23 protein-coding genes and 1 pseudogene are annotated in these 26,364 nt (G+C 71.6%); 16 read left to right on the top strand and 8 right to left on the bottom strand.

Annotated features, from left to right (window positions below; translation table 11 throughout):
- The first annotated feature begins 149 nt into the window (after window positions 1-149).
- Window positions 150-950 carry a DUF4118 domain-containing protein gene (locus ABZ621_RS21720; protein WP_360606904.1) on the top strand — a complete coding sequence of 267 codons (801 nt, stop codon included), beginning with the start codon at window positions 150-152 and terminating at the stop codon, window positions 948-950.
- On the opposite strand, the gene ABZ621_RS21715 is transcribed toward ABZ621_RS21720, so the two are convergent.
- The 4 genes from ABZ621_RS21715 to kdpB (ABZ621_RS21700) all read right to left on the bottom strand — a co-directional run bounded on the left by ABZ621_RS21715 (window position 894) and on the right by kdpB (ABZ621_RS21700) (window position 5,558).
- The gene (locus ABZ621_RS21715; RefSeq protein WP_360606902.1) at window positions 894-1,430 is read right to left on the bottom strand and encodes a hypothetical protein; all 537 of its coding nucleotides are present in this window, start codon (window positions 1,428-1,430) and stop codon (window positions 894-896) included. The genes ABZ621_RS21720 and ABZ621_RS21715 overlap by 57 nt on opposite strands.
- Before the next feature lie 54 nt (window positions 1,431-1,484).
- Window positions 1,485-2,273, bottom strand: a complete 789-nt coding sequence (locus tag ABZ621_RS21710) for a GNAT family N-acetyltransferase (protein WP_360606900.1) — start codon at window positions 2,271-2,273, stop codon at window positions 1,485-1,487.
- A gap of 173 nt (window positions 2,274-2,446) precedes the next feature.
- Window positions 2,447-3,256, bottom strand: a complete 810-nt coding sequence (locus tag ABZ621_RS21705; protein WP_360606898.1) for an SDR family NAD(P)-dependent oxidoreductase — start codon at window positions 3,254-3,256, stop codon at window positions 2,447-2,449.
- Between the two features lie 262 nt (window positions 3,257-3,518).
- Complete coding sequence (gene kdpB / locus ABZ621_RS21700) at window positions 3,519-5,558, bottom strand: potassium-transporting ATPase subunit KdpB (RefSeq protein ID WP_360606896.1); 2,040 nt, start codon at window positions 5,556-5,558, stop codon at window positions 3,519-3,521.
- Between the two features lie 1,071 nt (window positions 5,559-6,629).
- On the opposite strand from kdpB (ABZ621_RS21700), the gene kdpF (ABZ621_RS21695) reads away from it, so the two are divergent.
- The 8 genes and pseudogenes from kdpF (ABZ621_RS21695) (at window position 6,630) to ABZ621_RS21660 (ending at window position 17,497) form a co-directional block, all read left to right on the top strand.
- Window positions 6,630-6,719, top strand: a complete 90-nt coding sequence (kdpF, locus tag ABZ621_RS21695; protein WP_037878462.1) for a K(+)-transporting ATPase subunit F — start codon at window positions 6,630-6,632, stop codon at window positions 6,717-6,719.
- Window positions 6,720-6,784: 65 nt separating this feature from the next.
- A pseudogene (locus ABZ621_RS21690) lies at window positions 6,785-9,280 on the top strand (ATP-binding protein); the annotation flags it as partial.
- A 261-nt stretch (window positions 9,281-9,541) separates the two neighbouring features.
- The gene (gene kdpF, locus ABZ621_RS21685) at window positions 9,542-9,631 is read left to right on the top strand and encodes a K(+)-transporting ATPase subunit F (protein ID WP_200427395.1); all 90 of its coding nucleotides are present in this window, start codon (window positions 9,542-9,544) and stop codon (window positions 9,629-9,631) included.
- A gap of 8 nt (window positions 9,632-9,639) precedes the next feature.
- Entirely contained in the window at window positions 9,640-11,304 is a 1,665-nt protein-coding gene (gene kdpA / locus ABZ621_RS21680) for a potassium-transporting ATPase subunit KdpA (protein WP_360606894.1), read from the top strand.
- A 29-nt stretch (window positions 11,305-11,333) separates the two neighbouring features.
- Complete coding sequence (gene kdpB / locus ABZ621_RS21675) at window positions 11,334-13,445, top strand: potassium-transporting ATPase subunit KdpB (RefSeq protein WP_360607008.1); 2,112 nt, start codon at window positions 11,334-11,336, stop codon at window positions 13,443-13,445.
- Between the two features lie 5 nt (window positions 13,446-13,450).
- Complete coding sequence (locus tag ABZ621_RS21670; protein WP_360606892.1) at window positions 13,451-14,122, top strand: potassium-transporting ATPase subunit C; 672 nt, start codon at window positions 13,451-13,453, stop codon at window positions 14,120-14,122.
- 100 nt (window positions 14,123-14,222) lie between these two features.
- Entirely contained in the window at window positions 14,223-14,909 is a 687-nt protein-coding gene (locus tag ABZ621_RS21665) for a response regulator (protein ID WP_360606890.1), read from the top strand.
- Window positions 14,910-14,953: 44 nt separating this feature from the next.
- Window positions 14,954-17,497, top strand: coding sequence for a sensor histidine kinase KdpD (locus ABZ621_RS21660; RefSeq protein WP_360606888.1), 2,544 nt, complete (start codon window positions 14,954-14,956; stop codon window positions 17,495-17,497).
- Between the two features lie 23 nt (window positions 17,498-17,520).
- Here the strand turns inward: ABZ621_RS21660 and ABZ621_RS21655 are convergent, their stop codons facing one another.
- Window positions 17,521-17,904 (bottom strand): hypothetical protein, encoded by a 384-nt coding sequence (locus ABZ621_RS21655; protein ID WP_360606886.1) that lies wholly within the window; start codon window positions 17,902-17,904, stop codon window positions 17,521-17,523.
- 595 nt (window positions 17,905-18,499) lie between these two features.
- On the opposite strand from ABZ621_RS21655, the gene ABZ621_RS21650 reads away from it, so the two are divergent.
- The 7 genes from ABZ621_RS21650 (at window position 18,500) to ABZ621_RS21620 (ending at window position 24,493) form a co-directional block, all read left to right on the top strand.
- A complete protein-coding gene (locus tag ABZ621_RS21650) occupies window positions 18,500-19,339 on the top strand; it encodes a HipA family kinase (protein ID WP_360606884.1) in 840 nt (279 codons plus the stop codon).
- Window positions 19,336-19,719, top strand: coding sequence for a DUF3037 domain-containing protein (locus tag ABZ621_RS21645; protein ID WP_360606882.1), 384 nt, complete (start codon window positions 19,336-19,338; stop codon window positions 19,717-19,719). Before ABZ621_RS21650 ends, ABZ621_RS21645 begins: the two co-directional genes overlap by 4 nt.
- 165 nt (window positions 19,720-19,884) lie before the next feature.
- On the top strand, window positions 19,885-20,646 hold the full coding sequence (gene fabG, locus ABZ621_RS21640) for a 3-oxoacyl-ACP reductase FabG (RefSeq protein WP_189947116.1): 762 nt from the start codon (window positions 19,885-19,887) through the stop codon (window positions 20,644-20,646).
- A gap of 29 nt (window positions 20,647-20,675) precedes the next feature.
- A complete protein-coding gene (locus tag ABZ621_RS21635) occupies window positions 20,676-21,443 on the top strand; it encodes an SDR family oxidoreductase (RefSeq protein ID WP_360606880.1) in 768 nt (255 codons plus the stop codon).
- A 149-nt stretch (window positions 21,444-21,592) separates the two neighbouring features.
- Window positions 21,593-23,173 (top strand): ABC transporter substrate-binding protein, encoded by a 1,581-nt coding sequence (locus tag ABZ621_RS21630; protein WP_360606878.1) that lies wholly within the window; start codon window positions 21,593-21,595, stop codon window positions 23,171-23,173.
- 91 nt (window positions 23,174-23,264) lie between these two features.
- Complete coding sequence (ung, locus tag ABZ621_RS21625) at window positions 23,265-23,948, top strand: uracil-DNA glycosylase (RefSeq protein ID WP_360606876.1); 684 nt, start codon at window positions 23,265-23,267, stop codon at window positions 23,946-23,948.
- A 71-nt stretch (window positions 23,949-24,019) separates the two neighbouring features.
- A complete protein-coding gene (locus ABZ621_RS21620; protein ID WP_360606874.1) occupies window positions 24,020-24,493 on the top strand; it encodes a hypothetical protein in 474 nt (157 codons plus the stop codon).
- Window positions 24,494-24,512: 19 nt separating this feature from the next.
- Here the strand turns inward: ABZ621_RS21620 and ABZ621_RS21615 are convergent, their stop codons facing one another.
- The 3 genes from ABZ621_RS21615 to ABZ621_RS21605 all read right to left on the bottom strand — a co-directional run bounded on the left by ABZ621_RS21615 (window position 24,513) and on the right by ABZ621_RS21605 (window position 26,328).
- Complete coding sequence (locus ABZ621_RS21615) at window positions 24,513-25,046, bottom strand: hypothetical protein (protein WP_360606872.1); 534 nt, start codon at window positions 25,044-25,046, stop codon at window positions 24,513-24,515.
- A gap of 99 nt (window positions 25,047-25,145) precedes the next feature.
- Window positions 25,146-25,673, bottom strand: coding sequence for a DinB family protein (locus ABZ621_RS21610; protein WP_360606870.1), 528 nt, complete (start codon window positions 25,671-25,673; stop codon window positions 25,146-25,148).
- Window positions 25,674-25,716: 43 nt separating this feature from the next.
- A complete protein-coding gene (locus ABZ621_RS21605; protein ID WP_360606868.1) occupies window positions 25,717-26,328 on the bottom strand; it encodes a TetR/AcrR family transcriptional regulator in 612 nt (203 codons plus the stop codon).
- Between the last annotated feature and the right edge of the window lie 36 nt (window positions 26,329-26,364).

The raw sequence follows: 26,364 nt of genomic DNA, 5'->3' as shown, positions 1-26,364 counted from the left end.
CCGAGCCAGCGTAAGCAGCGGGTGAGAGGGTCCACCCGTCGAGCGCGTCAGGGAAGCGTCAAGATCCGCCGGTCGGGCGTCACCTTCCTCACACCGGGCGCAGCCTTGAGGCGTACCCGGCGTATGGGGGGCCACCGAGGAGGCCGACGATGCGCATGCCGTTCCGGGACGTGGCCGCCGTGGCGGCCGCGGTCATCGCGCCCTTCCTGGTGGCGCTCGCGTTGCTGCCGGTCCGTGCGAGCGTCGCTCCCACCAACCTCGCGTTGGTGCTGGTCGTCGTGGTCGTCGCTGTCTCGGCGCTGGGGAACCGGTGGGCCGGCGCCCTTGCCGCGGTGTCGGCGGTGGCCTGGTTCGACTTCTTCCACACCGAGCCGTACCAGAGCTTCGACATCCGGGACCGGGCTGACGTCGAGACGGCGCTCCTGCTGCTTGTCGTCGGTCTGCTCGTGTCCCAGCTCGCCGCCCGGGCCCGCGTGATGCGGTCGGTCGCGGGCACGGACGCGGAGCACCTGGAGCGTCTGCACCGCACGATCCGCCTGATGCGCTCGGGCGGCGGCACGAAGGCCGAGCTGATCGACCGGGTGCGGCGGGACCTGGCGGAGGTGCTGGAGCTGCGGGAGTGCCGGTTCACCCGCGACGCGGAGACCGTCGGTTCTCCGCCGCCCAGACTGCAGACGGACGGGTCGGTGCGGGTGGAGGGCTGGATCTGGGACCTGGAGCGTCAGGGGTGGCCGGACGGGGAGACCGAGCTGCCGGCGGTGGCGGGCGGCATGGTGCGGGGTCGGTTTCTGCTGACGCCCGCTCCCGGAGCCGTACCGGTCCCGGTGGAGGCGCGGCTCGTCGCCGTCGACCTGGCGGGACTCGCCGCGGTCGCGCTCGAAGCCTGGGGGCCGCTAGTCCAGACCGGAGACCCTGAGGACGGTGCGGGCCGTCTCGGAATGGACGTGTAGGGCGAGCCGCGCGAGGTCGGCCGTGCCGTGATCCAGAGTGCCGTGCGCGCGGGACGTGCGAGCGTCCGCTTCGACGCGTAGCCACAGGGCGGGGTTGGCGAGGAGGACGCGGAGGTCGACCTCGGCGCGGCCGCCGTCCTCGTCCCGCAGCGCGAGGCGTCCGGCGGTGTCCGCCGGCCAGGCGACCGCCACGAGCCGGTCGGTGCGCACCGTCCGGGTGACCCACAGGCCCCGCACCGTCAGGAGGCCCGGCGCGGCGCTCACCCGGGCGGGCAGCAGGATGACCAGCAGGAGCACGCACAGCGTGATGCAGCCCAGGGCTCCCGGCAAGGTCAGGCCGTGCGGGGTTCCGGCATCGACGACCAGCGCGACGCCGAGCAGGAGACCCGAGCAGAGCAGGGCGGCCCGGGCCTCACCGGGCCATCCGGCGTCGTGCAGCACGTCGGCGGCGGGGCGGGGAGAGGGGAGCGGTGGCTGCATGGCGCTGACGCTAGGGCCGGGCACCCCGCGTGCGCGGTGTGGGCTACGCGCTGTTTACGCGGCGGCCCGCAGATTTGACGTGCCGCTGACGGCGGTGTGCGGGCCGGTGGTGTGGTGGACGTACTCGCGGTGGAGTCGGAACCCGGCGGTCCAGGCGAGCAGACGGCTCGCCCGGTTCTCGCGGGAGCAGCTCCAGGTGGCGGTCCGGCCGCGGGCCGCGATGTCGGCGGTCAGGCCGGCGACGCAGGCGAGGGCGAGGTGCTGCCGTCGCTCGGCGGGGTCGGTGGCGCAGGCCACGTCCTCGTACCGGCTGCCCGTGAAGCGGGAGCAGGCCACGGCCAGAACCCGTTCCTTGCGGAAGGCGGCCCAGCCGTGCCCGGAACGGGCGAGGCCGTCGGGACCGCCCCAGGTGGCGAAGGGCCGGCCGAGGGAGAGACCGGCTGCGGCGAGTGCCGGGCCGTCCTCCGCGCGCAGGCGCCGGACCGTCGTCCCGTGGGGGACCCGCGTCGCGGCCGCCTCCGCCTGTTGTACGTAGAGCATGCGGTCCCACGGGTGCAGGAGGTCGAAGGCGGCGGCGAGCACGGGCAGGAAGCGGGGGGACGCTTCGACGCAGTGGCCGGCCAGCGGGGCGAGATCGGAGGGGGCGAGGGCGGTGGGGTCGCCGGCCAGCAGGGCATGGCGGCCGCTGGTGACGGCGATGACGCGGGGGTGGACGACCCGGTCGGTCCACCAGGTGCCGTGGCCGGTGGCGAGGACGTGCTCGGCCAGGGTCGCCGTGCCGGGCGCGCCGGTGGGGAAGGCCCGCGCGGCGGAGGGCGGCTGGTGGGCGGGGTGGGGGATCACGGGAACCTCCGGGAGTACGGGGAGCGGGGCGGCCCGCCGTCGTGGTGCGGGCCGCCCCGTGGTGGGAACGGCGGGAGAGGGTCAGCTCTGGCCGGCCTTGCGGCCGTGGTTCGCCTTCTTCCTGCGGCGGGCCTTCTTCTTGCGGGCGCGCTTCGACATGTCCGGTGCCCCCTTCAGGCGTTCTGGCCGACGAGGAGGTCGGCGAGCTTGGTGAGGCGCTTGACGCTGCGTTCCTCCAGGGCGATCGGTGCCGGGGTGACGCGCTGGTCGCGGTCGTAGTAGGCGCCGTTGACGATCTCGGTGGCCGGGTCGCAGAGGCGCACGACATGGGCGGCGCCCTCGGCCGGGGCGACACCCTCGTGCGCGTAGAGGGGGAGGAGGCTGGTGGCGCAGATGCCGGGGTGGACGGAGACGGCGGTCACCCGGGGATCGGCGGCGAAGACGGTGAGGGCCAGCTGGGACTGGGCGTAGGCGGCGAGGCGGGAGTAGCGGCGGACGCGGTTGGGGTCGTTCCACTGGATGGAGCCGGTGCGGTGGAGCACGGAGGAGACGTTGACGACCCGGCCGCCGGGGTCGCTGGTGAGGGCGGGTTCGAGGAGGTGGGTGAGGAGGTAGTGGGCGAGGAAGTTGACCTGGAAGGCGATCTCGTTGCCGTCGGCGGTGACGGTGTGGCGTTCGGGCGCGGCCATGCCGGCGTTGTTGACGAGCACGTCGAGGCGCGGGTGCTCGGCCAGGACGCGGTGCGCGAGGCGCTCGACCTCCTCCAGGCGGGTGAAGTCCGCGCCGAGCGGGTGCAGGCGGGCCTCGTCGATGTCGGCCAGGGTGATGAGCCGGTCGGTGGCGGCGTGAGCCTCCTCGGCGGTGCGGCCGTGGACGAGGACGGTGGCGCCGCGCTCGGCGAGGATCCGGGCTGTCTGGTGGCCGATGCCGGAGGTGGCGCCTGTCACCAGGACGGTGCGGGAGGAAAGGTCGGAAACGGACATGACTGGTCAGTCCCTCACGGGTTTCGAAGGTGTTCGGGTACGGAGAAGGGGCGCCGGACGCGAGAGGTCACGACGCCCCGTGGCAGGGCCGGAGAGGATCAGCGGCGTACTGCGGTCTCCGGGCAGCGGGGCTCACGACGGGGCGCCCGATGAGGCGGCCGGTCGAGCAGGAGCCACGCGCTGTCCATGCTCTCCATCGAAGCCTCAGGGCGATTCGGCCGCAAGCTCAACCGGCTTTTTCTGACGCAGTCCTGATGGTCTTTCACCCGAGTCCGGGGACGGTCGAGACGAGCAGGTCGATGGCCTTGATGCCGACGAAGGGCAGGGCCAGGCCCCCGAGCCCGTACACGAGCAGGTTGCGGCGCAGCAGCTCGTGCGCGGACGCCGGGGTGTAGCGGACGCCGCGCAGGGCGAGCGGGATCAAAACCACGATGATCAGGGCGTTGAAGATGATCGCGGAGGTGATCGCCGAGGTGGGGCTGCTCAGCCCCATGATGTTCAGTGCTTCGAGCCCCGGGTACGCGCCCGCGAACATCGCGGGGATGATCGCGAAGTACTTCGCGACGTCGTTCGTGATCGAGAAGGTGGTCAACGCTCCACGGGTGATGAGGAGTTGCTTGCCGATCTCGACGATCTCGATGAGCTTGGTCGGGTTGGAGTCGAGGTCGACCATGTTGCCGGCCTCCTTCGCGGCCGACGTGCCCGTGTTCATTGCCACGCCGACATCCGCCTGCGCCAGCGCCGGGGCGTCGTTGGTGCCGTCACCGGTCATCGCGACCAGTTTTCCGCCCTCCTGCTCCTTTCGGATCAGGGCGAGTTTGTCCTCGGGGGTGGCCTCGGCGAGGAAGTCGTCGACGCCGGCCTCGTGGGCGATGGCCCGGGCCGTGAGCGGGTTGTCCCCGGTGACCATGACGGTACGGATGCCCATGCGGCGCAGCTCCGCGAACCGTTCCCGGATGCCCTCCTTCACGACGTCCTTGAGGTGGACGATCCCGAGCACCCGCGGGCCGTCGCCGTCGTGAAGGGCCACGAGGAGGGGCGTGCCGCCGGCGTCCGCGATCGCGTCGGACCAGTCTCGGGCCTCGGGCGGCACCGCGCCCCCGTACATCTCCACCCAGGCGACGACCTGGGCCGCGGCCCCCTTGCGGATGTGGCAGGCGCCGCCGTCCCAGCGCAGGTCGACGCCGCTCATCCGGGTCTGCGCGCTGAACTCCACGAACCGGGGGTTCGCCAGTTCGCCCTCGGCGGGAGCCTCCAGACCGTACTGCCGCCGGGCGAGCTCGGCCACGGACCGCCCCTCGGGGGTCTCGTCGGCGAGCGAGGAGAGCTGGGCCGCGTCGGCCAGGAGGGCGGCCTCCACACCTGGGAGCGGGATGAAGGCGGCGGCCTCACGGTTGCCGAGGGTGATCGTGCCGGTCTTGTCGAGGAGCAGGGTGTTCACGTCACCTGCCGCCTCGACGGCCCGGCCCGACATGGCGAGGACGTTGCGCTGCACGAGCCGGTCCATGCCGGCGATGCCGATCGCGGAGAGCAGGGCCCCGATCGTGGTGGGGATGAGCGTGACGAGGAGGGCGACGAGGACGGTGGTGGACGGGGCGGCGTTTGCGTATCCCGCCATCGGCTTCAGTGCGACCACCACGAGGATGAAGACGACGGTCAGGGCGGAGAGAAGGATGTTGAGGGCGATCTCGTTCGGGGTCTTCTGCCGTTCCGCGCCCTCGATCAGGGCGATCATCCGGTCCATGAAGGAGTGCCCGGGCCGGGACGTGACCCGTACGACGACCCGGTCCGAGAGCACCGTCGTCCCGCCCGTGACCCCGGAGCGGTCGCCGCCGGCCTCGCGGATCACGGGCGCGGACTCGCCGGTGACGGCTGACTCGTCGACCGAGGCGATCCCGGCGACGACGTCGCCGTCCGCCGGGATCAGCTCGCCCGCCTCGACGAGGACGAAGTCGAACTGCTTGAGGTCGGTCGCGGCCACCGCCTCCGTCGCGGCGCGGTCGACATCGGTGCCGTACCGCCAGTGGTTGAGGCGCAGCGCGACCGTGTCCGTCCGGGCCCTGCGCAGCGACTCGGCCTGCGCGCGGCCCCGGCCTTCGGCGACGGCCTCCGCGAGGTTCGCGAAGACCACGGTCAGCCAGAGCCAGACGCTGACCGTCCAGGTGAACACGGTCGGGTCGAACAGCGCCGAGAGCGTGGTCAGCGCCGAGCCGACGGCCACCACGAAGAGCACGGGCTTGCGGACGAGGGTGCGCGGGTGCAGTTTGCGCAGCGCCTCGGGGAAGGACTTCACGAGCTGCACGGGGTCGAGGAGCCCGCCGTGGCCCGCCCGCCGGCGCCCGGGACGGAAGCGGGGGGCGGGGTTGCGGGGCGGGGCCGGCGGGGGGCCGGGGAAGGGCGGTCCGTCGGAGTACGGTGAACCGGCAGGGACCTGCGGGCCGGTGGAAGTGGGCGGGCCGGCGGGAGGGTGCGCCGGTTGGGGCGCGGCGGAATGCATCGCGGAAGACCTTCGGGAAGATCCCGGCCGTCCGTGCGGCGGAGGCCGAGGAGAAACGGCTGGGCCCCTCCCGGGAAGAAGTCCCGGAGGAGTGGACTGTCCGGCCCGCGCCTACGGGTGCCGGGCCGTGTGGACCCGGCACCCGGGGTGCGGCTGTGGACGGACAGCGCGGTCGCGACGCGGGGGCACGGACGCCGGATGGGAGGGCGGTCCGTGCCCCCGCGGCCGGGACGATCAGGCCACTGACGTCCCTGGGCCGGTGAGCGACCGAGGATGAATCTAGACGCTCGACGCCCGGGTGAAGCCAAGTCGGCGCAGCCTTTGACGAGCCTCTTACGAGCCGTTGGACGTGCTCGTCAAGGTCCCGTCAAAGCGAGGTGACCTGATGTCAGAACGGCGTCAAGAAGGCCGGATCTCCGCCCGGTCGTGGCACAGGATGATCTCCTCACGGGGGATCGGACGACCGTTCGAACGCATGGGGTGGGAGGGGCGTGCCGCCGAGGCGGCGCGCATGGTCCGTGACCGACGGCCCGGACCGACACCTCGGTACGAGCGAGCGGGACCGTCCGACGAGAGGGACGTTCCGGCCCGCGGCACCAGGGGGTGGCCGCGGGCCGGACGAGCCCTCCTGTACGACAGCCACCCCCTCCTGTGCACAGACATCCGGACCGGGATCGGCGGACGTGCGCGCCCGGCCGTGTGAACCGCCCGTACGGGAACCGTCAAGGCCCCGTCAGCTTCCGGGGCGCGGTCGACAGGACGACGTCAAGGTGGGCGGGCTGCCGCCCGGTGCGGGCTTCGATGGCAGTGGGCGACCGCGTTCCGGCGCCCTTCGTGTGCCGGCATCGGCCGTACCCCATGGGGAGTTGGTCTTTCGTGAGTGTCGAGAACGTCGTCGGTCTCGTCGTCGCCCTGAGTCTCGTCGGTTACCTGGTGGCCGCGCTGATCCGCCCGGAGAAGTTCTGAACCGTGCCGGGCGTCCGGCGACGCAGTCGCTCACCGGGCGCCCGCAGCCGGGCCCGTCCGCCGGACGCCGGGGACGGCTCAAGGTGCTCGTCGGCGCCGCGCCCGGCGTCGGCAAGACGTACCGGATGCTCGACGAGGGCCACCGCAGGGCGGCGCGGGGGACGGACGTGGTCGTCGGCGCCGCCGACTGCCGCGGCCGACCGCACACCGAGGCACTCCTCGACGGCCTGGAGCTCCTGGGACACCGGGACGACGCGGCCTTCGGCCGTCCCGCGGACGGTCACGGCGGCTTCGACCTGGACGCCGCACTGCGCCGCCGCCCCGGACTGCTCCTCGTCGACGACCTGGCCCACACCAACCCGCCCGGTCACCGCAACGCCCGCCGCTGGCAGGACGTCGAGGAACTCCTCTCGGCCGGCGTCGACGTCCTGACGACCATCGACGTCCAGCACCTGGAGTCCCTGAGCGACGTCGTCGAGACGATCACCGAGGTACCGCCCGGCGACGGCGTCCCGGACGGCTTCGTCCGCGGTGCCGACCAGATCGTCCTCGTCGACGTGGATCCTGAGGACCTGCGCCGGCGGATGGCGCACGGGAACATCCACCCCCCGGAGATGGTGGACGCGGCCCTGGCCAGCTGGTTCCGCCCCGGCAACCTCACGGCCCTGCGGGAACTCGCCCTGCTCTGGGTCGCCGACCAGGTCGACGACGCCCTTCGGAGATACCGCACCGAGCACGGCATCGGCGGGATCTGGGAAGCCCGGGAGCGCGTGGTCGTCGGACTGACGGGCGGCCCGGAGGGCGACACCCTCGTACGACGCGCCGGCCGGATCGCCGCCCGGTCGGCCCGCGGCGAACTGTCGGCCGTACACGTCGCGCGGGGCGACGGGCTCGCGGCGGGCGCCTCGTCCACGGCACTCGCACGGCAGCGGCGTCTGGTCGAGAGCCTCGGCGGCAGCTACCACACGGTCGTCGGCGAGGACGTGCCGACCGCGCTGCTGGACTTCGCCCGGGCCGGGAACGCCACCCAGCTGATCCTCGGCACGAGCAGACGCGGCCGCTTCGAACGCTTCCTCACCGGGCGCGGCATCGGCGAGACCACCGTCTCGCTCTCCGGCGGGATCGACGTGCACATGGTCACCCATGAGCGGGCGGGCCGGGGACGCCTGCTCCCCACGCGCCGACGCACCCTCCCGCTGTCCCGGCGCATTGCCGGACCCCTCGCAGGTGTCGTCCTCCCCGTCCTCCTCACCCTGCTGCTCGACCGGGTCAGGGGCAGCATCGGCCTGACCAGCGAGGCCCTGCTCTTCCTGCTGGCCGTGGTCGGTGTGGCCTGCATCGGCGGCGTCGGATCCGCGCTCGTCGCGGCCGTGACGGCCTCCCTGCTGCTCAACTACTGGTTCGTGCCGCCCATAGGGGCGTTCTCCTTCGAAGACACCGACAGCGTCCTCGCCCTCGGCGTGTTCGTCGTGGTCGCGGGTGCCGTCGCGGCGGTCGTGGACCGGTCGCTGCGGCTGTCGCGCAGAGCCGCGAGCGCCACGGCCGAGGCCGAGACCCTCTCGGCGCTCGCCGGCTCCGTCGTCAGGGGCGAACACACCGTCCCCGACCTGCTCGCCCGCACCCGGGAGACCTTCGCCGCCCACGCCGCCGAACTGACCGACCACCCCGTGGACGACCCCACCGCGAGCCAGGTCACGATGGGCGACGGCAGCCACCTCGTCCTGCGTGGCCGCACCCTGCTGGCCGCCGACCGCCGCGTCCTCACCGCGTTCGCCGCCCACCTCATGGCCGCCGTCGAACGGGCCCGGCTCGCCGAGTCAGCGGCCGAGGCCGAGACCGCGAAGGCCGCGGACCGGATGCGCACCGCCCTCCTCGCCGCCGTCAGCCACGATCTGCGGACCCCGCTCGCCGCGGGCTGGGCAGCCGTGGCCTCCCTGCGGAGCCCCGACGTGGACTTCACACCGGAGGAACAGGCGGAGCTGCTGGCCACGGCGGACGAGTCCATGGCCCGGCTCAGCGGGCTCGTCGACAACCTCCTCGACATGAGCCGCCTCCAGGCGGGAGCCCTCACCCTGGACCTCCGCCCCACGGCCTGGGAAGAGGTCGTCCCGGCGGCCCTGGACGGCCTCCCGGAAGACGCGGGACGCCGGGTGTCCCTCCAGGGACTGGAGGAGGCACCGCTCGTCCTCGCCGACCCTCCGCTCCTCGAACGGGTCGTCGCCAACCTCGTGGCCAACGCCGTACGCCACTCCCCGCCCGGACACCCCGTCCTCCTCGGAGCCAGTACGCTCGCCGGCCGCGTCGAGCTGCGCGTGGTCGACCGGGGCCCCGGTCTGCCGCCGGCGGACCGTGAGCGCGTGTTCGAGCCCTTCCAGCGCCTCGGTGACACCGACAACACCACCGGTGTCGGCCTCGGCCTGGCCCTGGCCCGAGGGTTCACCGAGGCGATGGGCGGCACGCTCACCCCGGAGGACACCCCCGGAGGAGGACTGACCATGGTCGTCACGCTGCCCTGCGCGCACTCCCGGACGCAGGGTGTCCCCGTCCCCACGGAGCCCTGACAGCTGCCTGGGCCGTGCGAACGATGCCCTCCAGCCGGGCACAGGAGCCGGTCGCGTAGGGGACGCGTCAAGAGCGGCGTCAAGGACGTTAGAGCGGCGTCAACGACGACGGAGAGCGGCCGAAGAGGCTGTTTCCTCATCTCGTCAGATAATCCGCTCTTCCTTCTTCCGGGAGTTCACGATGGCCGACGTGGCCTTCGTCGTCACCACGGTCGCGGTCTTCGCGCTGGTGGCGTTCATCGCCAAGGGGGTGGCGAAGCTGTGAGTGCCGAGAACGTGATCGGTCTGCTCGTCGCCGCCGCCCTGCTGGGATACCTCGTCCTCGCGCTGGTCAAGCCGGAGAGGTTCTGAGTACGGATATGAGTCCCGTCCTGGCTGGAATCCTCCAGCTCCTGGCACTGGTCGTCGCGCTCGGTCTGTCGTACCGGCCGCTGGGTGACCACATGGCGAAGGTGTACTCCTCGGAGAAGCACCTGAAGCCCGAGAAGTGGATCTACAAGGCGATCGGCGCGAACCCGGCGGTCGAGATGCGCTGGCCCGCGTACCTGCGCGGCGTCCTCGCCTTCTCCGCGGTGAGCGTCCTCTTCCTCTATCTGCTGCAGCGGGTGCAGGGGTCGCTGCCCGGCTCGCTCGGCTTCGTGTCGATCGACCCGGACCAGGCGTTCAACACCGCCGCATCCTTCGTCGCCAACACCAACTGGCAGTCGTACTACGGCGAGCAGGCCATGGGCCACGTCGTGCAGACCGGCGGCCTCGCGGTGCAGAACTTCGTGTCGGCGGCGGTCGGCATGGCCGTCGCGGTCGCCCTGGTGCGCGGCTTCGCCCGCTCCCGCACCGGCGAGCTGGGCAACTTCTGGGCCGACCTGGTCCGCGGGGTCGTCCGCATCCTCCTCCCGATCTCCGTGATCGGCGCGCTCGTCCTGGTGGCCTGCGGCGCGATCCAGAACTTCTCCGGCATCCACGAGGTCGGCCAGTTCATGGGCGGGACGCAGCAGTGGAACGGCGGGGCGGTGGCCTCGCAGGAGGTCATCAAGGAGCTGGGCACCAACGGCGGCGGCTACTTCAACGCCAACTCCGCCCATCCCTTCGAGAACCCCAGCGGGCTGTCCAACCTCTTCGAGATCTACCTGATCCTCGTCATCCCCTTCGCGCTGACGCGGACCTTCGGCCGCATGGTCGGGTCGCTGAGGCAGGGCTACGCGATCCTCGGCACGATGGCCGCGATCTGGATCGGCTTCACCGCGCTGATGATGTGGACCGAGTTCGCGGGCAACGGCCCGGCGTTCGAGCTGGCCGGCGGCGCCATGGAGGGCAAGGAGACCCGGTTCGGCATCGGCGCCTCCGCGCTCTTCTCGGTCGCCACTACGCTGACCTCGACCGGCGCCGTGAACTCCTTCCACTCGTCGAACACCGGCTTCGGCGGCGGCATCAACCTGCTGGGCATGCAACTCGGCGAGATCGCGCCCGGCGGTGTCGGCTCCGGCCTCTACGGCATGCTGATCATGGCGATCATCGCCGTGTTCATCGCCGGCCTCATGGTCGGCCGCACCCCGGAGTACCTGGGCAAGAAGATCGGCACCCGCGAGATCAAGTTCGCGGCCTGCTACATCCTGGTCACCCCGGCGCTTGTCCTCGGCTTCACCGCCGCCTCCTTCGTCCTGGACACCCCGGCCAACTCGATGACGAACTCCGGCGCGCACGGCTTCTCCGAGATCCTGTACGCCTACACCTCGGGCGCCAACAACAACGGCTCGGCCTTCGCCGGCCTGAACGCGGACACCCAGTGGTTCAACTCGACGATCGGCATCGCGATGCTGCTCGGCCGGTTCCTGCCCATGGTGTTCGTCCTCGCGCTGGCCGGCTCGCTCGCCGAGCAGACGCCCGTCCCCGAGACCGCGGGCACGCTGCGGACCGAGAAGCCGCTGTTCACCGGCCTGCTGGTCGGCACGATCATGATCATCACCGGTCTCACCTACTTCCCGGCCCTCGCGCTGGGACCGCTCGCCGAAGGGCTCGCGGCATGACCATCGACGTAAAGAAGCACGAGGACGACATGTCCACCTCCGTCCCCTCGACGAAAGCACCACACGGCGACCTGTCCGGCGGGCACCCGTCGGCCGGCCGGGTCGGCGGCGGCCTCTTCGATCCGAAGCAGTTGATCGCCTCTTTCCCGGACGCGATCAAGAAGCTCGACCCGCGCGTGATGATCAAGTCGCCGGTGATGTTCGTCGTGGTGGTCGGCTCGGTGGTCACGACCGCGCTGGCGATCAAGAACCCGGGCGACTGGTTCGGCTGGGCCATCACCGTCTGGCTGTGGCTGACCACGATCTTCGCCAACCTCGCGGAGGCGGTGGCCGAGGGCCGCGGCAAGGCGCAGGCCGACACGCTGCGCAAGGCCAAGACCGACACCGTCGCCCGCCGTCTCACCTGGGACGGCAAGGGTGAGGAAGAGGTCGCCGGCACCGAGCTGCGCGTCGGCGACCTCGTGGTCTGCGAAGCCGGGGACGTCATCCCCGGCGACGGCGACGTCGTCGAGGGCGTCGCGAGCGTCGACGAGTCCGCGATCACCGGCGAGTCCGCCCCCGTGATCCGCGAGTCCGGCGGCGACCGGTGCGCGGTCACCGGCGGCACGAAAGTGCTCTCCGACCGGATCGTCATCAAGATCACGACGAAGCCCGGCGAGACCTTCATCGACCGGATGATCAACCTGGTCGAGGGCGCGGCCCGGCAGAAGACCCCGAACGAGATCGCCCTCAACATCCTGCTGGCGTCCCTCACCATCGTCTTCCTGCTCGCGGTCGTGACACTGAAGCCGTTCGCGATCTACGCGGGCGCCGACGACCAGACCTCCCTCATCGTCCTCACGGCGCTGCTGGTCTGCCTGATCCCGACCACCATCGGTGCGCTGCTCTCCGCGATCGGCATCGCGGGCATGGACCGGCTCGTCCAGCGCAACGTCCTGGCCATGTCGGGGCGCGCGGTGGAGGCCGCCGGCGACGTGTCGACGCTGCTGCTCGACAAGACCGGCACCATCACCCTCGGCAACCGCCAGGCGTCGGAGTTCGTCCCCGTACGCGGAACCACCGAGGCCGAGGTAGCCGACGCCGCCCAGCTCTCCTCGCTCGCCGACGAGACGCCCGAAGGCCGCTCGATCGTCGTCCTCGCCAAGGAGAAGTACGGCCTGCGCGAACGCCACCAGGGCGAACTGTCCGAAGCGGTCTGGATCGAGTTCACCGCCCAGACCCGCATGTCCGGCGTCGACGTGGACGGACGCAAGGTCCGCAAGGGAGCGACCGGTTCGGTCGTCGCGTGGGTGAAGGAGCAGGGCGGCAGCGTTGCCGAGGACGCGCAGGCGCTCACGGACCGGATCTCCCAGGCCGGCGGCACCCCGCTGCTCGTCGCGGTGTGCGACGACAAGGGTGCGCGGGTTCTCGGCGTCATCCACCTGAAGGACGTCGTCAAGGAGGGCATGCGGGAGCGGTTCGACGAACTGCGCCGCATGGGCATCAAGACGATCATGATCACGGGCGACAACCCGCTGACCGCCAAGGCCATCGCCGAGGAGGCCGGGGTCGACGACTTCCTCGCCGAGGCCACCCCCGAGGACAAGATGGCCCTCATCAAGCGCGAGCAGGCGGGCGGCAAGCTCGTCGCGATGACCGGCGACGGTACCAACGACGCCCCGGCGCTCGCGCAGGCGGACGTCGGCGTGGCGATGAACACCGGCACGTCGGCCGCGAAGGAGGCCGGCAACATGGTCGACCTCGACTCCAACCCGACCAAGCTCATCGAGATCGTCGAGATCGGCAAGCAGCTCCTCATCACCCGGGGCGCCCTGACCACCTTCTCCATCGCCAACGACGTCGCGAAGTACTTCGCGATCATCCCGGCCATGTTCGCGGTCGCCTATCCGTCGCTGGACAAGCTCAACATCATGGGCCTGGCCTCGCCGGAGTCCGCGATCCTGTCCGCGGTCATCTTCAACGCCCTGATCATCATCGCCCTCGTCCCGCTGGCGCTGAAGGGTGTGCGCTACCGCCCGGCGAGCGCCGACTCGATGCTGCGGCGCAACCTCGGGATCTACGGACTCGGCGGCCTGATCGCCCCGTTCATCGGTATCAAGATCATCGACGTCCTCATCTCCCTCATCCCCGGAATCGGCTGACCACGATGAACAACTCAGCGGCGAACACCGGCCGTGTCCTGTGGGCGGGCCTGCGCGCCCTCCTCGTCCTCACCCTCGTCTGCGGCGTCCTCTACCCGCTCGCCGTCACCGGCATCGCCCAGCTCACCATGCCCGGCAGGGCGAACGGCTCCGAGATCGAGGACGCGAGCGGGAAGGTCGTCGGCTCCGAACTCATCGGCCAGACCTACACCCTCCCCCTGAAGGACGGCGAGGAGACCCCGGCCCCCGACCTGCGCTGGTTCCAGCCCCGCCCCTCCAACGGCCTCGGCACCAACAGCGTCAACACCCAGTACTCGATCATCCTCTCCGGCGCCACCAACCGCTCCGGTGACAACGAGGACCTGATCAATTGGGTCAAGGACGCCAAGGCCGCCGTCGTCAAGGACAACTCCACGGCCGACTACCAGGTGAAGCCGTCGGACGTCCCCGCCGAGGCCGTCACCTCCTCCGGCTCCGGCCTCGACCCGCACATCTCCCCGGAGTACGCCAGGCTCCAGATCCACCGCGTCGCCGAACGCAACAAGCTCGACGTCGCGACGATCGAGAAGCTGGTCGCCGAGCACACCGACGACCGGATCCTCGGCTTCATCGGCGAACCCCGCGTCAACGTCCTGAAGCTCAACATCGCTCTCAAGGACCTGGTGGCCAAGAGCTGATGGGCTTAACCGAACGACAGCGGAGCCGGCGCGGCCATGGACGATCCACGGCCCGCCGGCTTCCGCCGCACACCGAACCACGACAGGAGGGGCAGCACCGATGACCCGGGTGCTGGTCGTCGAGGACGACGCGCAGCTCGCACGCGCACTGGTGATCAACCTGCAGGCGCGGAAGTACTCCGTGGACGCCGCACCCGACGGCGCCACGGCGCTGCGCCTGGTGGCCTCGGAGCGGCCGGACATGATCCTGCTCGACCTCGGTCTGCCCGACATGGACGGAGTCGACGTCATCAAGGCGCTCCGGGGATGGAGCAGGGCCCCGGTGCTCGTGCTCTCCGCGCGCAGCGGTTCCGAGGACAAGGTCCGCGCGCTCGACTGCGGCGCCGACGACTACATGACGAAACCGTTCAGCATGGACGAGCTGCTCGCCCGCGTGCGGGCGGCGACCCGGCGCACCGAAGAGGCGTCCAGCCGACCGCTCACGACGAGTCTGGTCACGGCCGAGTCGTTCACCGTCGACCTCGTGGCCAAGAAGGTCCGGCGGCAGGACCGTGACGTACGGCTGACGCCGACCGAGTGGCACCTCCTGGAGATCCTCGTCTGCAACCCGGGCGTCCTCATCAGCCAGCGGCGCCTGCTCACCGAGGTCTGGGGACCCAGCTCCGGCACCAAGACCAACTACCTCCGGGTGTACATGGCCCAGCTCCGGCGCAAGCTGGAACCGGACCCGGCGCACCCCCGTCACCTCGTCACCGAGCCCGGCATGGGCTACCGCTTCGAACCCTGACCCCCTCCGGACACCATCGCACGAGAACGGCAGCGCACATCACCATGGGACGTGGAAAGTTCCGCATCTACCTCGGCGCGGCACCCGGCGTCGGCAAGACGTACGCCATGCTCTCGGAGGCCCACCGCCGGGTCGAACGCGGCACCGACTGCGTCGTCGCCTTCGTCGAACACCACCACCGGCCGCGTACGGAGGTGATGCTGCACGGCCTGGAGGCGATGCCGCGCAAGGAGATCGCGTACCGGGACACCGTCTTCACCGAGATGGACGTCGACGCGGTCCTCGCCCGCCGTCCGGCCGTCGCGCTCGTCGACGAGCTCGCGCACACCAACGTTCCCGGCTCCCGCAATGCCAAGCGCTGGCAGGACGTCGAGGAGCTCCTCGCGGCGGGCATCGACGTCATATCCACGGTCAACATCCAGCACCTGGAGTCCCTCGGGGACGTCGTCGAGGCGATCACCGGCGTACGTCAGAAGGAGACGGTCCCCGACGAGGTCGTCCGCCGGGCCGACCAGATCGAGCTGGTCGACATGTCGCCGCAGGCGCTGCGCCGCCGCATGGCACACGGCAACGTCTACAAGCCCGACAAGGTCGACGCGGCGCTCTCCAACTACTTCCGCCCCGGCAACCTCACCGCCCTGCGCGAACTCGCCCTCCTGTGGACCGCCGACCGGGTCGACGAATACCTGCAGGAGTACAGGACCGAGCACCGGGTCTCGAAGATCTGGGGTTCCCGCGAGCGGATCGTCGTCGGCCTCACCGGCGGCCCCGAGGGACGCACCCTCATCCGGCGCGCCGTCCGCCTCGCCGAGAAGGGGGCGGGCGGGGAGGTCCTCGCCGTCTACATCTCCCGCAGCGACGGGCTCACCGCCGCTTCGCCCAAGGAGCTGGCGCTCCAGCGGACACTCGTCGAGGACCTGGGCGGCACCTTCCACCACGTCGTCGGCGACGACGTCCCCACCGGCCTGCTCGAATTCGCCCGAGGCGTCAACGCCACCCAGATCGTCCTCGGCGTCAGCCGCCGCCGGACGTGGCAGTACGCCTTCGGGCCCGGCGTCAGCGCCACCGTCGCCCGCGACTCCGGCCCCGATCTCGACGTCCACATCGTCACCCACGACGAAGCCGCCAAGGGCCGCGGCCTGCCCACCGCCGGCCGGACGAGGCTCGGCCGGTCCCGCACCCTGTGGGGCTGGGCCGTCGGCCTCGCCGGACCCGTCCTGCTCACCCTGCTCCTGAGCAGCGCCCTGCCCGACGTCGGCCTGGCCAACGACGTCCTGCTCTTCCTGACCCTGACCGTGGCCGCGGCCCTCCTCGGCGGCCTCAGACCCGCCCTGGCGTCCGCGGCCGTCGGATCGCTCCTGCTCAACTGGTACTTCACCCCGCCGCTCCACCAGCTCACGATCGCCGACCCGCGCAACATCGTCGCCTTGGTGATCTTCGTCGGAGTCGCGATCTCGGTCGCCTCGGTCGTGGACGTCGCCGCCCGCCGCACCCATCAGGCGGCCCGGCTACGTGCGGAGGCGGAGACGCTCTCCTTCCTCGCCGGCAGCGTCCTGCGCGGCGAGACCAGTCTTGATGCCCTGCTCGAACGGCTCCGCGAGACCTTCTCCATGGAATCGGTGGCGCTCCTGGAACGCGGCGAGGACACCGAACCGTGGTCGTGCGTCACCGCCGTCGGCCACCCCACCATCGGTCGCCCCGAAGACGCCGACGTGGACATGCCCGTCGGCGACCACCTGACCCTCGCCCTGACCGGCCGCGTCCTGCCGGCCGAGGACCGGCGCGTCCTCGGCGCCTTCGCCGCCCAGGCCGCCGTCGTCCTCGACCGCCAACGCCTCGTGGACCAGGCCGAGGAAGCCCGCAAGCTCGCCGAGGGCAACAAGATCCGCACCTCGCTGCTCGCCGCGGTCAGCCACGATCTGCGTACTCCGCTCGCCGGCATCAAGGCGTCGGTCTCCTCCCTGCGTGCGGACGACGTGGAGTGGTCGGACGAGGACCGGGCAGAACTCCTCGCGACCATCGAGGACGGCGCCGACCGGCTGGACCACCTCGTCGGCAATCTCCTCGACGTGTCCCGCCTGGAGACCGGCACCGTCACGGCCGTGATCAGGGAGACCGACCTCGACGAGGTCGTCCCGATGGCCCTGCTCGGCGTTCCCGAGGACAGCGTCGAACTGGACATCCCCGAGACGCTCCCGATGGTCGCCGTCGACCGCGGCCTGCTGGAACGGGCCGTCGCCAACATCGTCGAGAACGCCGTCAAGTACAGCCCGCCCGGAGAACCGGTCCTCGTCGCGGCGAGCGCCCTCGCCGACCGCGTCGAACTCCGCGTCGTCGACCGCGGTCCCGGCGTCCCCGACGAGGCCAAGGACCGCATCTTCGGCGCCTTCCAGCGGTACGGCGACGCCCCGCGCGGTGAGGGGGTCGGCCTCGGCCTCGCCGTGGCGCGCGGCTTCCTGGAGGCGATGGGCGGCACGGTGATGGCGGAGGACACCCCAGGGGGCGGGCTGACCATGGTCCTCGGCCTGCGTACGCCGGACGGACCCTCGCCGTCACGTCCGGCTGTCTCCCCGGAGAAGACGACATGAGGCCGGTGGAGGGCCTGGTCGTGTCAGTCGGAGTCCGGTCGGGTGCCCGGCACTTGAAGCGGCAGGTCGCAGGGGAATTCCCGCCCTTCCCGCAGGAACGTGAGGCGGACCGTGAGGACACGCGCGGACTGGGCGACGGCCGGCTGCCCGCTGATCGAGCCGTCCGTGTGACCGCCGTCGTCGCTCAGGCCGTACGCCCCGCCCCAGTCGGTGTACTCGTTGGCGACGTCGTCACGTGCCTCCAGCGCCAGCAGGACGGGCGACCCGCCTTCCTGCCCCTCGGGGAGGGGCGGCCTGACCGTGTAACGGACGGTGAACGAGTCCTCGTCCAGCGACAGACTGTCGACGACGAGCTCGTGGTTGCCGCCGAGGATGCGGGCTGTGGGGCGGGGGGTCCGACTGTTCATGGGGGCTCACGCGCTTCCGGGCTGGGGAACCTGACAGGTGATCCAACGATCGGCGGTTCCAGGGCGGTGCGCAGAAGGCGTCGGCGTAGACCGAGCGCAGCGCCTCGGTGCGGGCGAGCACGTCTCCCTGGCAGTGGGGGTCCGTTGTCACCCTGGCCCGCCGGCTCGGACACCCTCGCCAGCGATCATCCTCGGTTACTGCGCTCCCTTCATGCCGGAGGCTGGCGGTAATGGGCACGGCACCATCGACGGTCTGCTTGGGGAGCGGGGAGACTGGCTTGCCGGCCGAAACTCCCCAGATTCTCCCCAGCGTCGTTGGTCGGCGATTCCGACCTCTACGCCCTGAAGAAGTCACCTATGGATTGCAAGGTTGAATAGATGAGCGGCCTGGGAAAGCACTGGAAGACTTCGTAGTGACCTGCCATGTAGCGCCCATGTGTGAGGCTGGCTCGCTGCCAGGGATCGTCGAGGTCGCCGACCTGGGCACTTTGTCGCCCAAACTCCCCGGATTCTCCCCAGGGTATGGGCCGCCCGGTCGTAGACCGCAGAGTCCTTCCGTTGATTGCCAGGGGACTGAGGCGTATAGCCTGAGGAAATGCTTACAGAGGTGACAGCGACCCGCTATGTCACGCCCCTGCGTGAGGGCGGCTCGCTCCCCGGGATCGTCGAGGCCGACGACCTCGGCACGTACGTCATGAAATTCACCGGCGCGGGACAGGGGCGCAAGACGCTCGTCGCGGAGGTGGTCTGCGGGCAGCTCGCCCGGCGGCTCGGGCTGCGGGTGCCCGAGCTGGTCACCATCCAGCTCGATCCGGTCATCGGGCTCTCCGAGCCCGACCAGGAGGTGCAGGAGCTGCTCAAGGCGAGCGGCGGGCTCAACCTGGGGATGGACTTCCTCCCCGGTTCGCTGGGCTTCGACCCGCTGGCGTACGAGGTCGACCCGGCGGAGGCCGGGAAGGTCGTCTGGTTCGACGCGGTGATCAACAACGTCGACCGGTCCTGGCGCAATCCGAACATGCTCGTCTGGCACGGTGAGCTCTGGCTCATCGACCACGGCGCCACCATGATCTGGCACCACAACTGGCCGGGCGCCGCCGCCTCGGCCGCCAAGCCGTACGACGCGTCCGACCACGCCCTCGCCCCCTTCGGTCCGGACGTCGCCGCGGCCGCCGCCGAGCTCGCGCCGCTCGTCACCCGGGAGCTGCTCGACGAGGTCGCCGCCGAGGTGCCCGACGAGTGGCTGGTCGACGAGCCCGGCTTCGACTCCACCGACGCCCTGCGCGCCGCGTACGTCGAGGCGCTGCTGCCGCGCGCCGCCACCATCCACGAGCGGATCACCCTCGGCCCGCGCACCGACCGCCGTCCGCAGCAGCCGCCCGGCTGGCTCGCCGAGCGCCTCGCCCCCCGCCCCGCCCAGAAGGACGCCACCCCGTGACCGACCGCGATGTCTTCGAGTACGCGCTGCTGCGCGTGGTGCCGCGCGTCGAGCGCGGCGAGTGCTTCAACGCGGGCGTGGTCGTCTACTGCCGCGCGCGGTCCTTCGTCGCCGCCCGCACCCACCTGGACGAGGCGAAGCTGGCCGCGCTCGACCCGGCGGCGGACGTCACCGGCGTCCGCGCCGCCCTGCGGGCCGTCGAGGGCGTCTGCCTCGGCGGCGAGGCGGCGGGGCAGGCCTCCGGGGACGACGCGGGGCGGCGCTTCCGGTGGCTGATCGCGCCGCGCTCCACGGTGGTGCAGCCGGGCCCGGTGCACACCGGCCTCACCGGGGACCCCGAGGCCGAGGTGGAACGCCTGCTCGACGTCCTCGTCCGTTAGGGGACGGCGCCCGTCCGCCGGGTGACGGCGGAGTGACGGGGTGCACCCGGTGGGCCGTTGACACCGGGTGCCAGGGCTTCTAGCGTCTCGTGCAGCGGTCGTACTAAGCGGTCGCTCATGTCCCGGGGGAGCCCGGGAACCCCCTGAGGGCGAGGAGAAGCAAGCATGTCCACCACCGAGCAGCGCGTAGCCGTCGTCACCGGTGCCGCACGGGGCATCGGCGCCGCCACCGCGATCCGCCTCGCGGCCGAGGGCCGCGCCGTCGCCGTCCTCGACCTGGACGAGGCGGCCTGCAAGGACACCGTCGAGAAGATCACCGCCGCCGGCGGCCGCGCCCTCGCGGTCGGCTGCGACGTCTCCGACGGCGCCCAGGTGGAGGCCGCGGTCGCCCGCGTCGCCGCCGAGCTCGGCGCGCCCACGATCCTCGTCAACAACGCCGGCGTGCTCCGCGACAACCTGCTCTTCAAGATGTCCGAGGCCGACTGGGACCTGGTCATGAACGTGCACCTCAAGGGCGCGTTCCTGATGGCGAAGGCCTGCCAGAAGCACATGGTGGACGCGGGCTTCGGCCGGATCGTCTCGCTCTCCTCCTCCTCGGCGCTCGGCAACCGCGGCCAGGCCAACTACGCGGCCGTCAAGGCCGGCCTCCAGGGCTTCACCAAGACCCTCGCCAAGGAGCTCGGCAAGTTCGGCATCACCGCCAACGCGGTCGCCCCCGGTTTCATCGTCACCGAGATGACCGCCCAGACCGCCGAGCGCGTCGGCATGGGCTTCGAGGACTTCCAGGCGGCCGCCGCCTCGATGATTCCGGTCCAGCGCGTCGGCCGCCCCGAGGACGTCGCCAACGCCATCGCCTTCTTCGCGGGCGACGACGCCGGCTTCGTCTCCGGCCAGGTCATGTACGTGGCCGGCGGCCCGCTCAACTGACTCCGGCGACAAGAGAGAAGGAGAGCGGGATGACCGCACAGCAGCCGCCGGAGCTCTCCGGCAGGGTCGCGCTCGTCACCGGCGCCAGCCGGGGCATCGGCTTCGGCATCGCCGAGGCGCTCGTCGCCCGGGGCGACCGGGTCGTCATCACCGGACGCGGCGAGGAGGCCCTCAAGGAGGCCGTCGAGCGCCTGGGTGCCGACCGTGCCGTCGGTGTCGCGGGCAAGGCCCACGACACCGCCCACCAGGCCGCCGCCGTCGAGGCCGCGATGGACGCCTTCGGGCGGATCGACCACCTGGTGAACAACGCCGGCACGAATCCGGTCTTCGGCCCGATCGCCGATCTGGATCTGGACGTGGCCCGGAAGGTCTTCGAGACGAATGTGGTCTCGGCGCTCGGATTCGCGCAGCGGACCTGGCACGCGTGGCAGAAGGAGAACGGCGGCACGATCGTGAACATCGCCTCCGTCGCCGGAATCTCCGCCTCGCCCTTCATCGGCGCCTATGGCGTCAGCAAGGCCGCGCTGATCAACCTGACCCAGCAGCTGGCGCACGAATTCGCGCCGGTGGTCCGGGTGAACGCCATCGCCCCGGCCGTGGTGAAGACGAAATTCGCCCAGGCGCTGTACGAGGGCCGGGAGGCCGAGGCGGCCGCCGCGTACCCCATGGGCCGGCTCGGCGTGCCCGAGGACATCGGGGGTGCCGCGGCCTTCCTGACCTCGGACCAGTCGGGGTGGATCACCGGCCAGACCCTGGTCGTCGACGGCGGCATTTTCCTGAACGCCGGAGTCGGGTGACCGATTACCGGACACTTTCCGGAATTTCCTGTCCGGATTGGCCCCGGTTGCGTCTCGATCGTCTCAAGTGCCCCGCCGGGCTCGCCCATTGACCTGGCGGGGTACTGCGGTATCGTCGGCCGACCCCAGGCTGAACGAGGAGCGTGCACGTGTTCAACCGGACGAGTCTGCAGGCCGCTGCAGCCCTTGCGTCCATATCCCTGGTATCCGGATGCGGTGTTTTCTCGGATGCCGAGTCCGCCGGGGAGCAGAGGATCACCATCGGGACGACGAGTTCCCCCACGACGCTCGATCCCGCGGCTTCCTGGGACAATTCCTGGGAGCTTTTCCGGAATGTCTACCAGACCCTGGTGAGCTTCCCCACGGGATCCAATGTGCCGAAGCCCGACGCGGCCGAATGCAAATTCACCGACGCGTCCAGCCGGGTCTTCGAGTGCACGCTCCTCGAGGGTCTCAAGTTCTCCAACGGCCACAAGCTCGACGCCGAGGCCGTGCGCCACTCCATCGAGCGCATCCGCACCATCGACGCCGAGGGCGGCCCCAACGGCATGCTCGGCTCGCTCGGCTCCGTCGAGACGGTCGGCGACCGCACCGTCGTCTTCAAGCTGAACAAGGCCGACGCGACCTTCCCCTTCGTCCTCGCCACCCCCGCGATGTCGATCGTGGACCCGGCCGAGTACCCGGCCGACAAGCTCCGTGAGAAGGACGGCAAGATCGCCGGCTCCGGCCCGTACGTCCTCGACGCGTACGAGGTGGGCAAGCAGGCCGAGCTGACCCGCAACCCGAACTACAAGGGCTTCGCCGACCGCAAGAACGGCGGCGTGACCATCAAGTACTTCGACGAGTCGGAGGCGATGGTCAAGGCCCTGCGCGACGAGGAGATCGACGCCACCTACCGCGGCCTGACCGCGGAGGAGGTCACCTCCCTGGAGTCGGACAGCGAGGAGAACAAGGGTCTCCAGCTCGTCGAGTCCACCGGCGCCGACATCCGCTACCTGGTCTTCAACACCGAGGACGAGTCGGTGGCGAACCCGGCCGTCCGCCGGGCCATCGCCCAGCTCGTCGACCGCGACCAGCTGGTCAGCAAGGTCTACCGCGGCACCGCCGAGCCGCTGTACTCGATGGTGCCCAAGGGCATCGCCGCCCACACCACCAAGTACTTCGACACCTACGGCCACCCGGACAAGAAGAAGGCCGCGAAGATCCTGCAGAAGGCCGGGATCACCGAGAAGGTCGAGCTGAGCTTCTGGTACACGACCGACCGGTACGGCTCCTCCACGGCCGCCGAGTTCGCCGAGCTGAAGCGCCAGCTGGAGGAGTCCGGCCTCTTCAAGGTCACCATCCAGGGCAAGCCGTGGACCGAGTACCAGGCCGCCTACCAGCAGGGCGAGTACGCCGTCTTCGGCCGCGGCTGGTTCCCCGACTTCCCGGACCCGGACAACTTCATCGCGCCCTTCCTGGGCAAGAAGAACGTGCTCGGCACCCCCTACCTGAGCCCGCGCATCACCGACGAGCTGCTGCCCAAGTCCCGCCGCGAGAGCGACCGGGGGGCCGTCACCGACGAGTTCGAGGAGGCCCAGGCGATCATGGTCGACGACGTCCGGCTGCTGCCGCTGTGGCAGGGCAAGCTGTACATCGCCGCCCGCGAGGACATCGGCGGCGGCGAGCGCGCGCTCGACCCGCAGACCGTCATGCAGCTGTGGGAGCTGCACCGCCGGGCCAGCTGGTAGCCGGCGGTACGGAGGGCCGCCGGGGCCCGTTGTCAGTGGGCCCCGGTAGGTTCCGTATCCGGAACTGCCGAACCACCGGAGGTTGTGGACCGTGACCGACATCAACATGCTGCCCGAGTCCTGGCGGGGCGTCCTCGGCGAGGAGCTGGACAAGCCGTACTTCGCCCAGCTCGCCGAGTTCGTCGAGCAGGAGCGGGCCGCCGGGCCGGTCTACCCGCCGAAGGACGAGGTCTTCGCGGCGCTGTCCGCCACCCCGTACGACCGGGTGAAGGTCCTGATCCTCGGTCAGGACCCGTACCACGGCGAGGGCCAGGGCCACGGCCTGTGCTTCTCCGTCCGCCCCGGCGTGAAGACCCCGCCGTCGCTGCGGAACGTCTACAAGGAGATGCACGCCGAGCTCGGCCACCCGATCCCGGACAACGGCTATCTCATGCCGTGGGCCGAGCAGGGCGTCCTGCTGCTCAACGCGGTCCTGACCGTCCGCGCCGGCGAGGCGAACTCGCACAAGAACAAGGGCTGGGAGAAGTTCACCGACGCCGTCATCACGGCCGTCGCCTCCCGCCCGGACCCGGCCGTCTTCGTCCTGTGGGGCAACTACGCCCAGAAGAAGCTGCCGCTCATCGACGAGGAGCGGCACATCGTGGTGAAGGGCGCCCACCCCTCGCCGCTGTCGGCGAAGAAGTTCTTCGGCTCCCAGCCGTTCACCCAGATCGACGCGGCCGTCGCCGCCCAGGGCCACGAGCCGATCGACTGGCGCATCCCCGACCTCGGCTGAGCCTCGGCGCGATCGGGGCCGTCGCCGGTTAGCGTCGGATCTCCACGCAGGGTGAGCGCCGGGAGGCCGCGGTGACCGAGCAGCAGCGGACGTCGGACGAGGGGGTCCTGACCAGGATCGGCCAGGCCAGGATGCTCCTCCACGGCGGAGACCGGGAGGAGGCGCGCAACCGCCTCGGCGCCCTGTGGCAGCAGCTCGGCCCCGACGGGGACCCCCTCCACCGCTGCACCCTCGCCCACTATCTGGCCGACACCCAGGACGACCCCGACACCGAGCTCGCCTGGGACCTGCGCGCCCTCAGCGCCGCCGAGGGCCTGGAGGACGGGCGGCTCGCCGCGCACGACTCGGCGGCCGCCCTGCGGGCCCTCTACCCCAAGCTCCACCTCGACCTCGCCGCCGACTACGCCAAGCTGAGCAGGCCGGACGCCGCGCGGGCCCATCTGGAGCGGGCCCGCGCCGCCTCGGACGCCCTCGACGACGACCGGTACGGCCGGGGCGTCAGGGCCGCCATCGACCGCCTCGACCGGCGGCTCCGCGAAGGCTGAGGCGGCGCCGGGCGCCGCCTCAGCGCTCGTCCGCGCCCCGGCACAGCCCTCCGTGGACGCCGGCGGGGTCCAGGGCGCCGTACCGCTCGCCGAGCTCGCAGACGTCCTTCCCGGTGACGGGCGGAGCCTTCCGCAGCCGCTCGGCCAGCCGCTCCAGCTCCCGGACCTCGGGCGCGGCGGGCGGCGACACCCGCGCCAGGTGCCCGGCGGTCGGCAGGGCGGCGGCGGGGGAGGGGGCGGAGGCCGCGGGGGAGGCGGGGGACGCGGTCGCGGTACGGGACGGGGCCGCGTGGCCGGTGGCCCGGCGGGTCTCGCTACGCGGGGCGGCCGTGCTCCGGGCCGGCGCCGGGAGCGCCGCTTCAAGGGCCTCCCGGGCCGGTCCCTGGAGGGCGATCTGCGGCTCCATGTCCTGGGCGGGGCGTACGGGGTCGGTGGCGGGCGCGGGGGACGGCGCGGGCGCCGGGGGCGGCCCGTCGACGGCGACGCACCCGGTCAGGGCGACGGCGACGGCGGCACCGGCCAGCAGCCGCGCGGGGGTTCGGGTTCCATGCACCCGCGCCACTCTGCTGGTCCCGCGCCGATCTTCGAACCCCTACCGGCGGAGAATGCCCCGCACGGGTGAGCGGCCGGTCACCCTCCTTGACCGAGGGGGTCAGTCGCCGGTGGCGCCGTCGATCCGTTCGCGGATGAGGTCGGCGTGCCCGTTGTGCCGCGCGTACTCCTCGATCATGTGGAGGTAGATCCAGCGCAGGTTGAACAGCTCGCCGCTGCGGTGGACGCCGGCTCCGAGGTCGTCCAGGGACCGCTTGGCCGCGACCTCGCGGGCGTGGGCGATCTCGGCCTGCCAGGTGGCGTACGCCTCCGCGTAGGTGTCCTCCTCGGTGGCGTGGATGTCCCGGTCGTAGTCCTCGTCGGTGGCGTACAGCCAGGTGGCCTCCTCGCCGGCGAGGACCTTGCGGAACCAGCCGCGCTCGACCTCGGCCATGTGCCGGACGAGGCCGAGGAGGCTGAGGTCGGAGGGCGGGGCGGAGGTGGTGCGCAGCTGCTCGTCGGTGAGGCCGGCGCACTTCGTCGCCAGGGTCGCGCGGTGGTAGTCGAGCCACTGCTCCAGGGCCTGGCGCTCGTCCGCGGTGGTGGAGGGTGCGACGCGCTCGGGTGCTGCCGTGTGATCGATGGTCATGTGAGGAATCGTGGCGGAGGTGCGTGCCGGCGCGCCAGGGCTTTCAGCGCGACGGACCGGTGAGCATGCCGCGCAGCAGCTCGTCGAAGCCGGTCCGCAGCTCCCCGCGGCTGGGCACGGCGGCGTGGAAGGAGCCGGCGGCGCAGGAGAACATCAGCCCCTCGCACCAGGCGATCACCGAGAGGGCGTGCCGCTCCGGGGAGGGCGAGCCGGCGCCGCGCATCATCGCGGTCACCGGGCCGTGGAAGGCGGCGCCGGTGCGGTCGAAGAAGCCGCGCAGCTCGGGGCGGCGGGTCGCCTCCAGGGCCAGCTCGTAGCGGGAGACGAGCAGCGAGCGGTGGTCGGTCAGATAGCGGTGCAGGGCGAGCGCGAGGGCGTCCGCGAGGAGCTCGGGGCTCGCGCCCGGCGGCGGCAGCTCGTCCGGGGCGAGGACCCGTGCCTCGCGCTCGGCCTGGCGGCGCACGGCCGTCTCCAGGAGGGCCTGGCGGGTGCGCGCGTGGTTGGAGGTGGAGCCCTGCGGCAGTCCGGCCCGCTCGTCCACCGCGCGGTGGGTGAGCCCCCGCATCCCGCGCTCCACCAGGAGGTCGAGGGCCGCGTCGCCGATCCGCTCGGCGCGGGTCGGGGCGGGGTCCGGGGCGGGGGTGTGCGCGGTCATGGGGACCAACCTAGGTCATGGGGGCGCCCCCTCCGC

It is taken from the genome of Streptomyces sp. NPDC007863, from assembly GCF_040633895.1.
Taxonomy (GTDB): Bacteria; Actinomycetota; Actinomycetes; order Streptomycetales; family Streptomycetaceae; genus Streptomyces.
The sequence above is the reverse complement of the archived record's forward strand: the minus strand, read 5'-3'. Positions and strand labels throughout refer to the sequence as shown.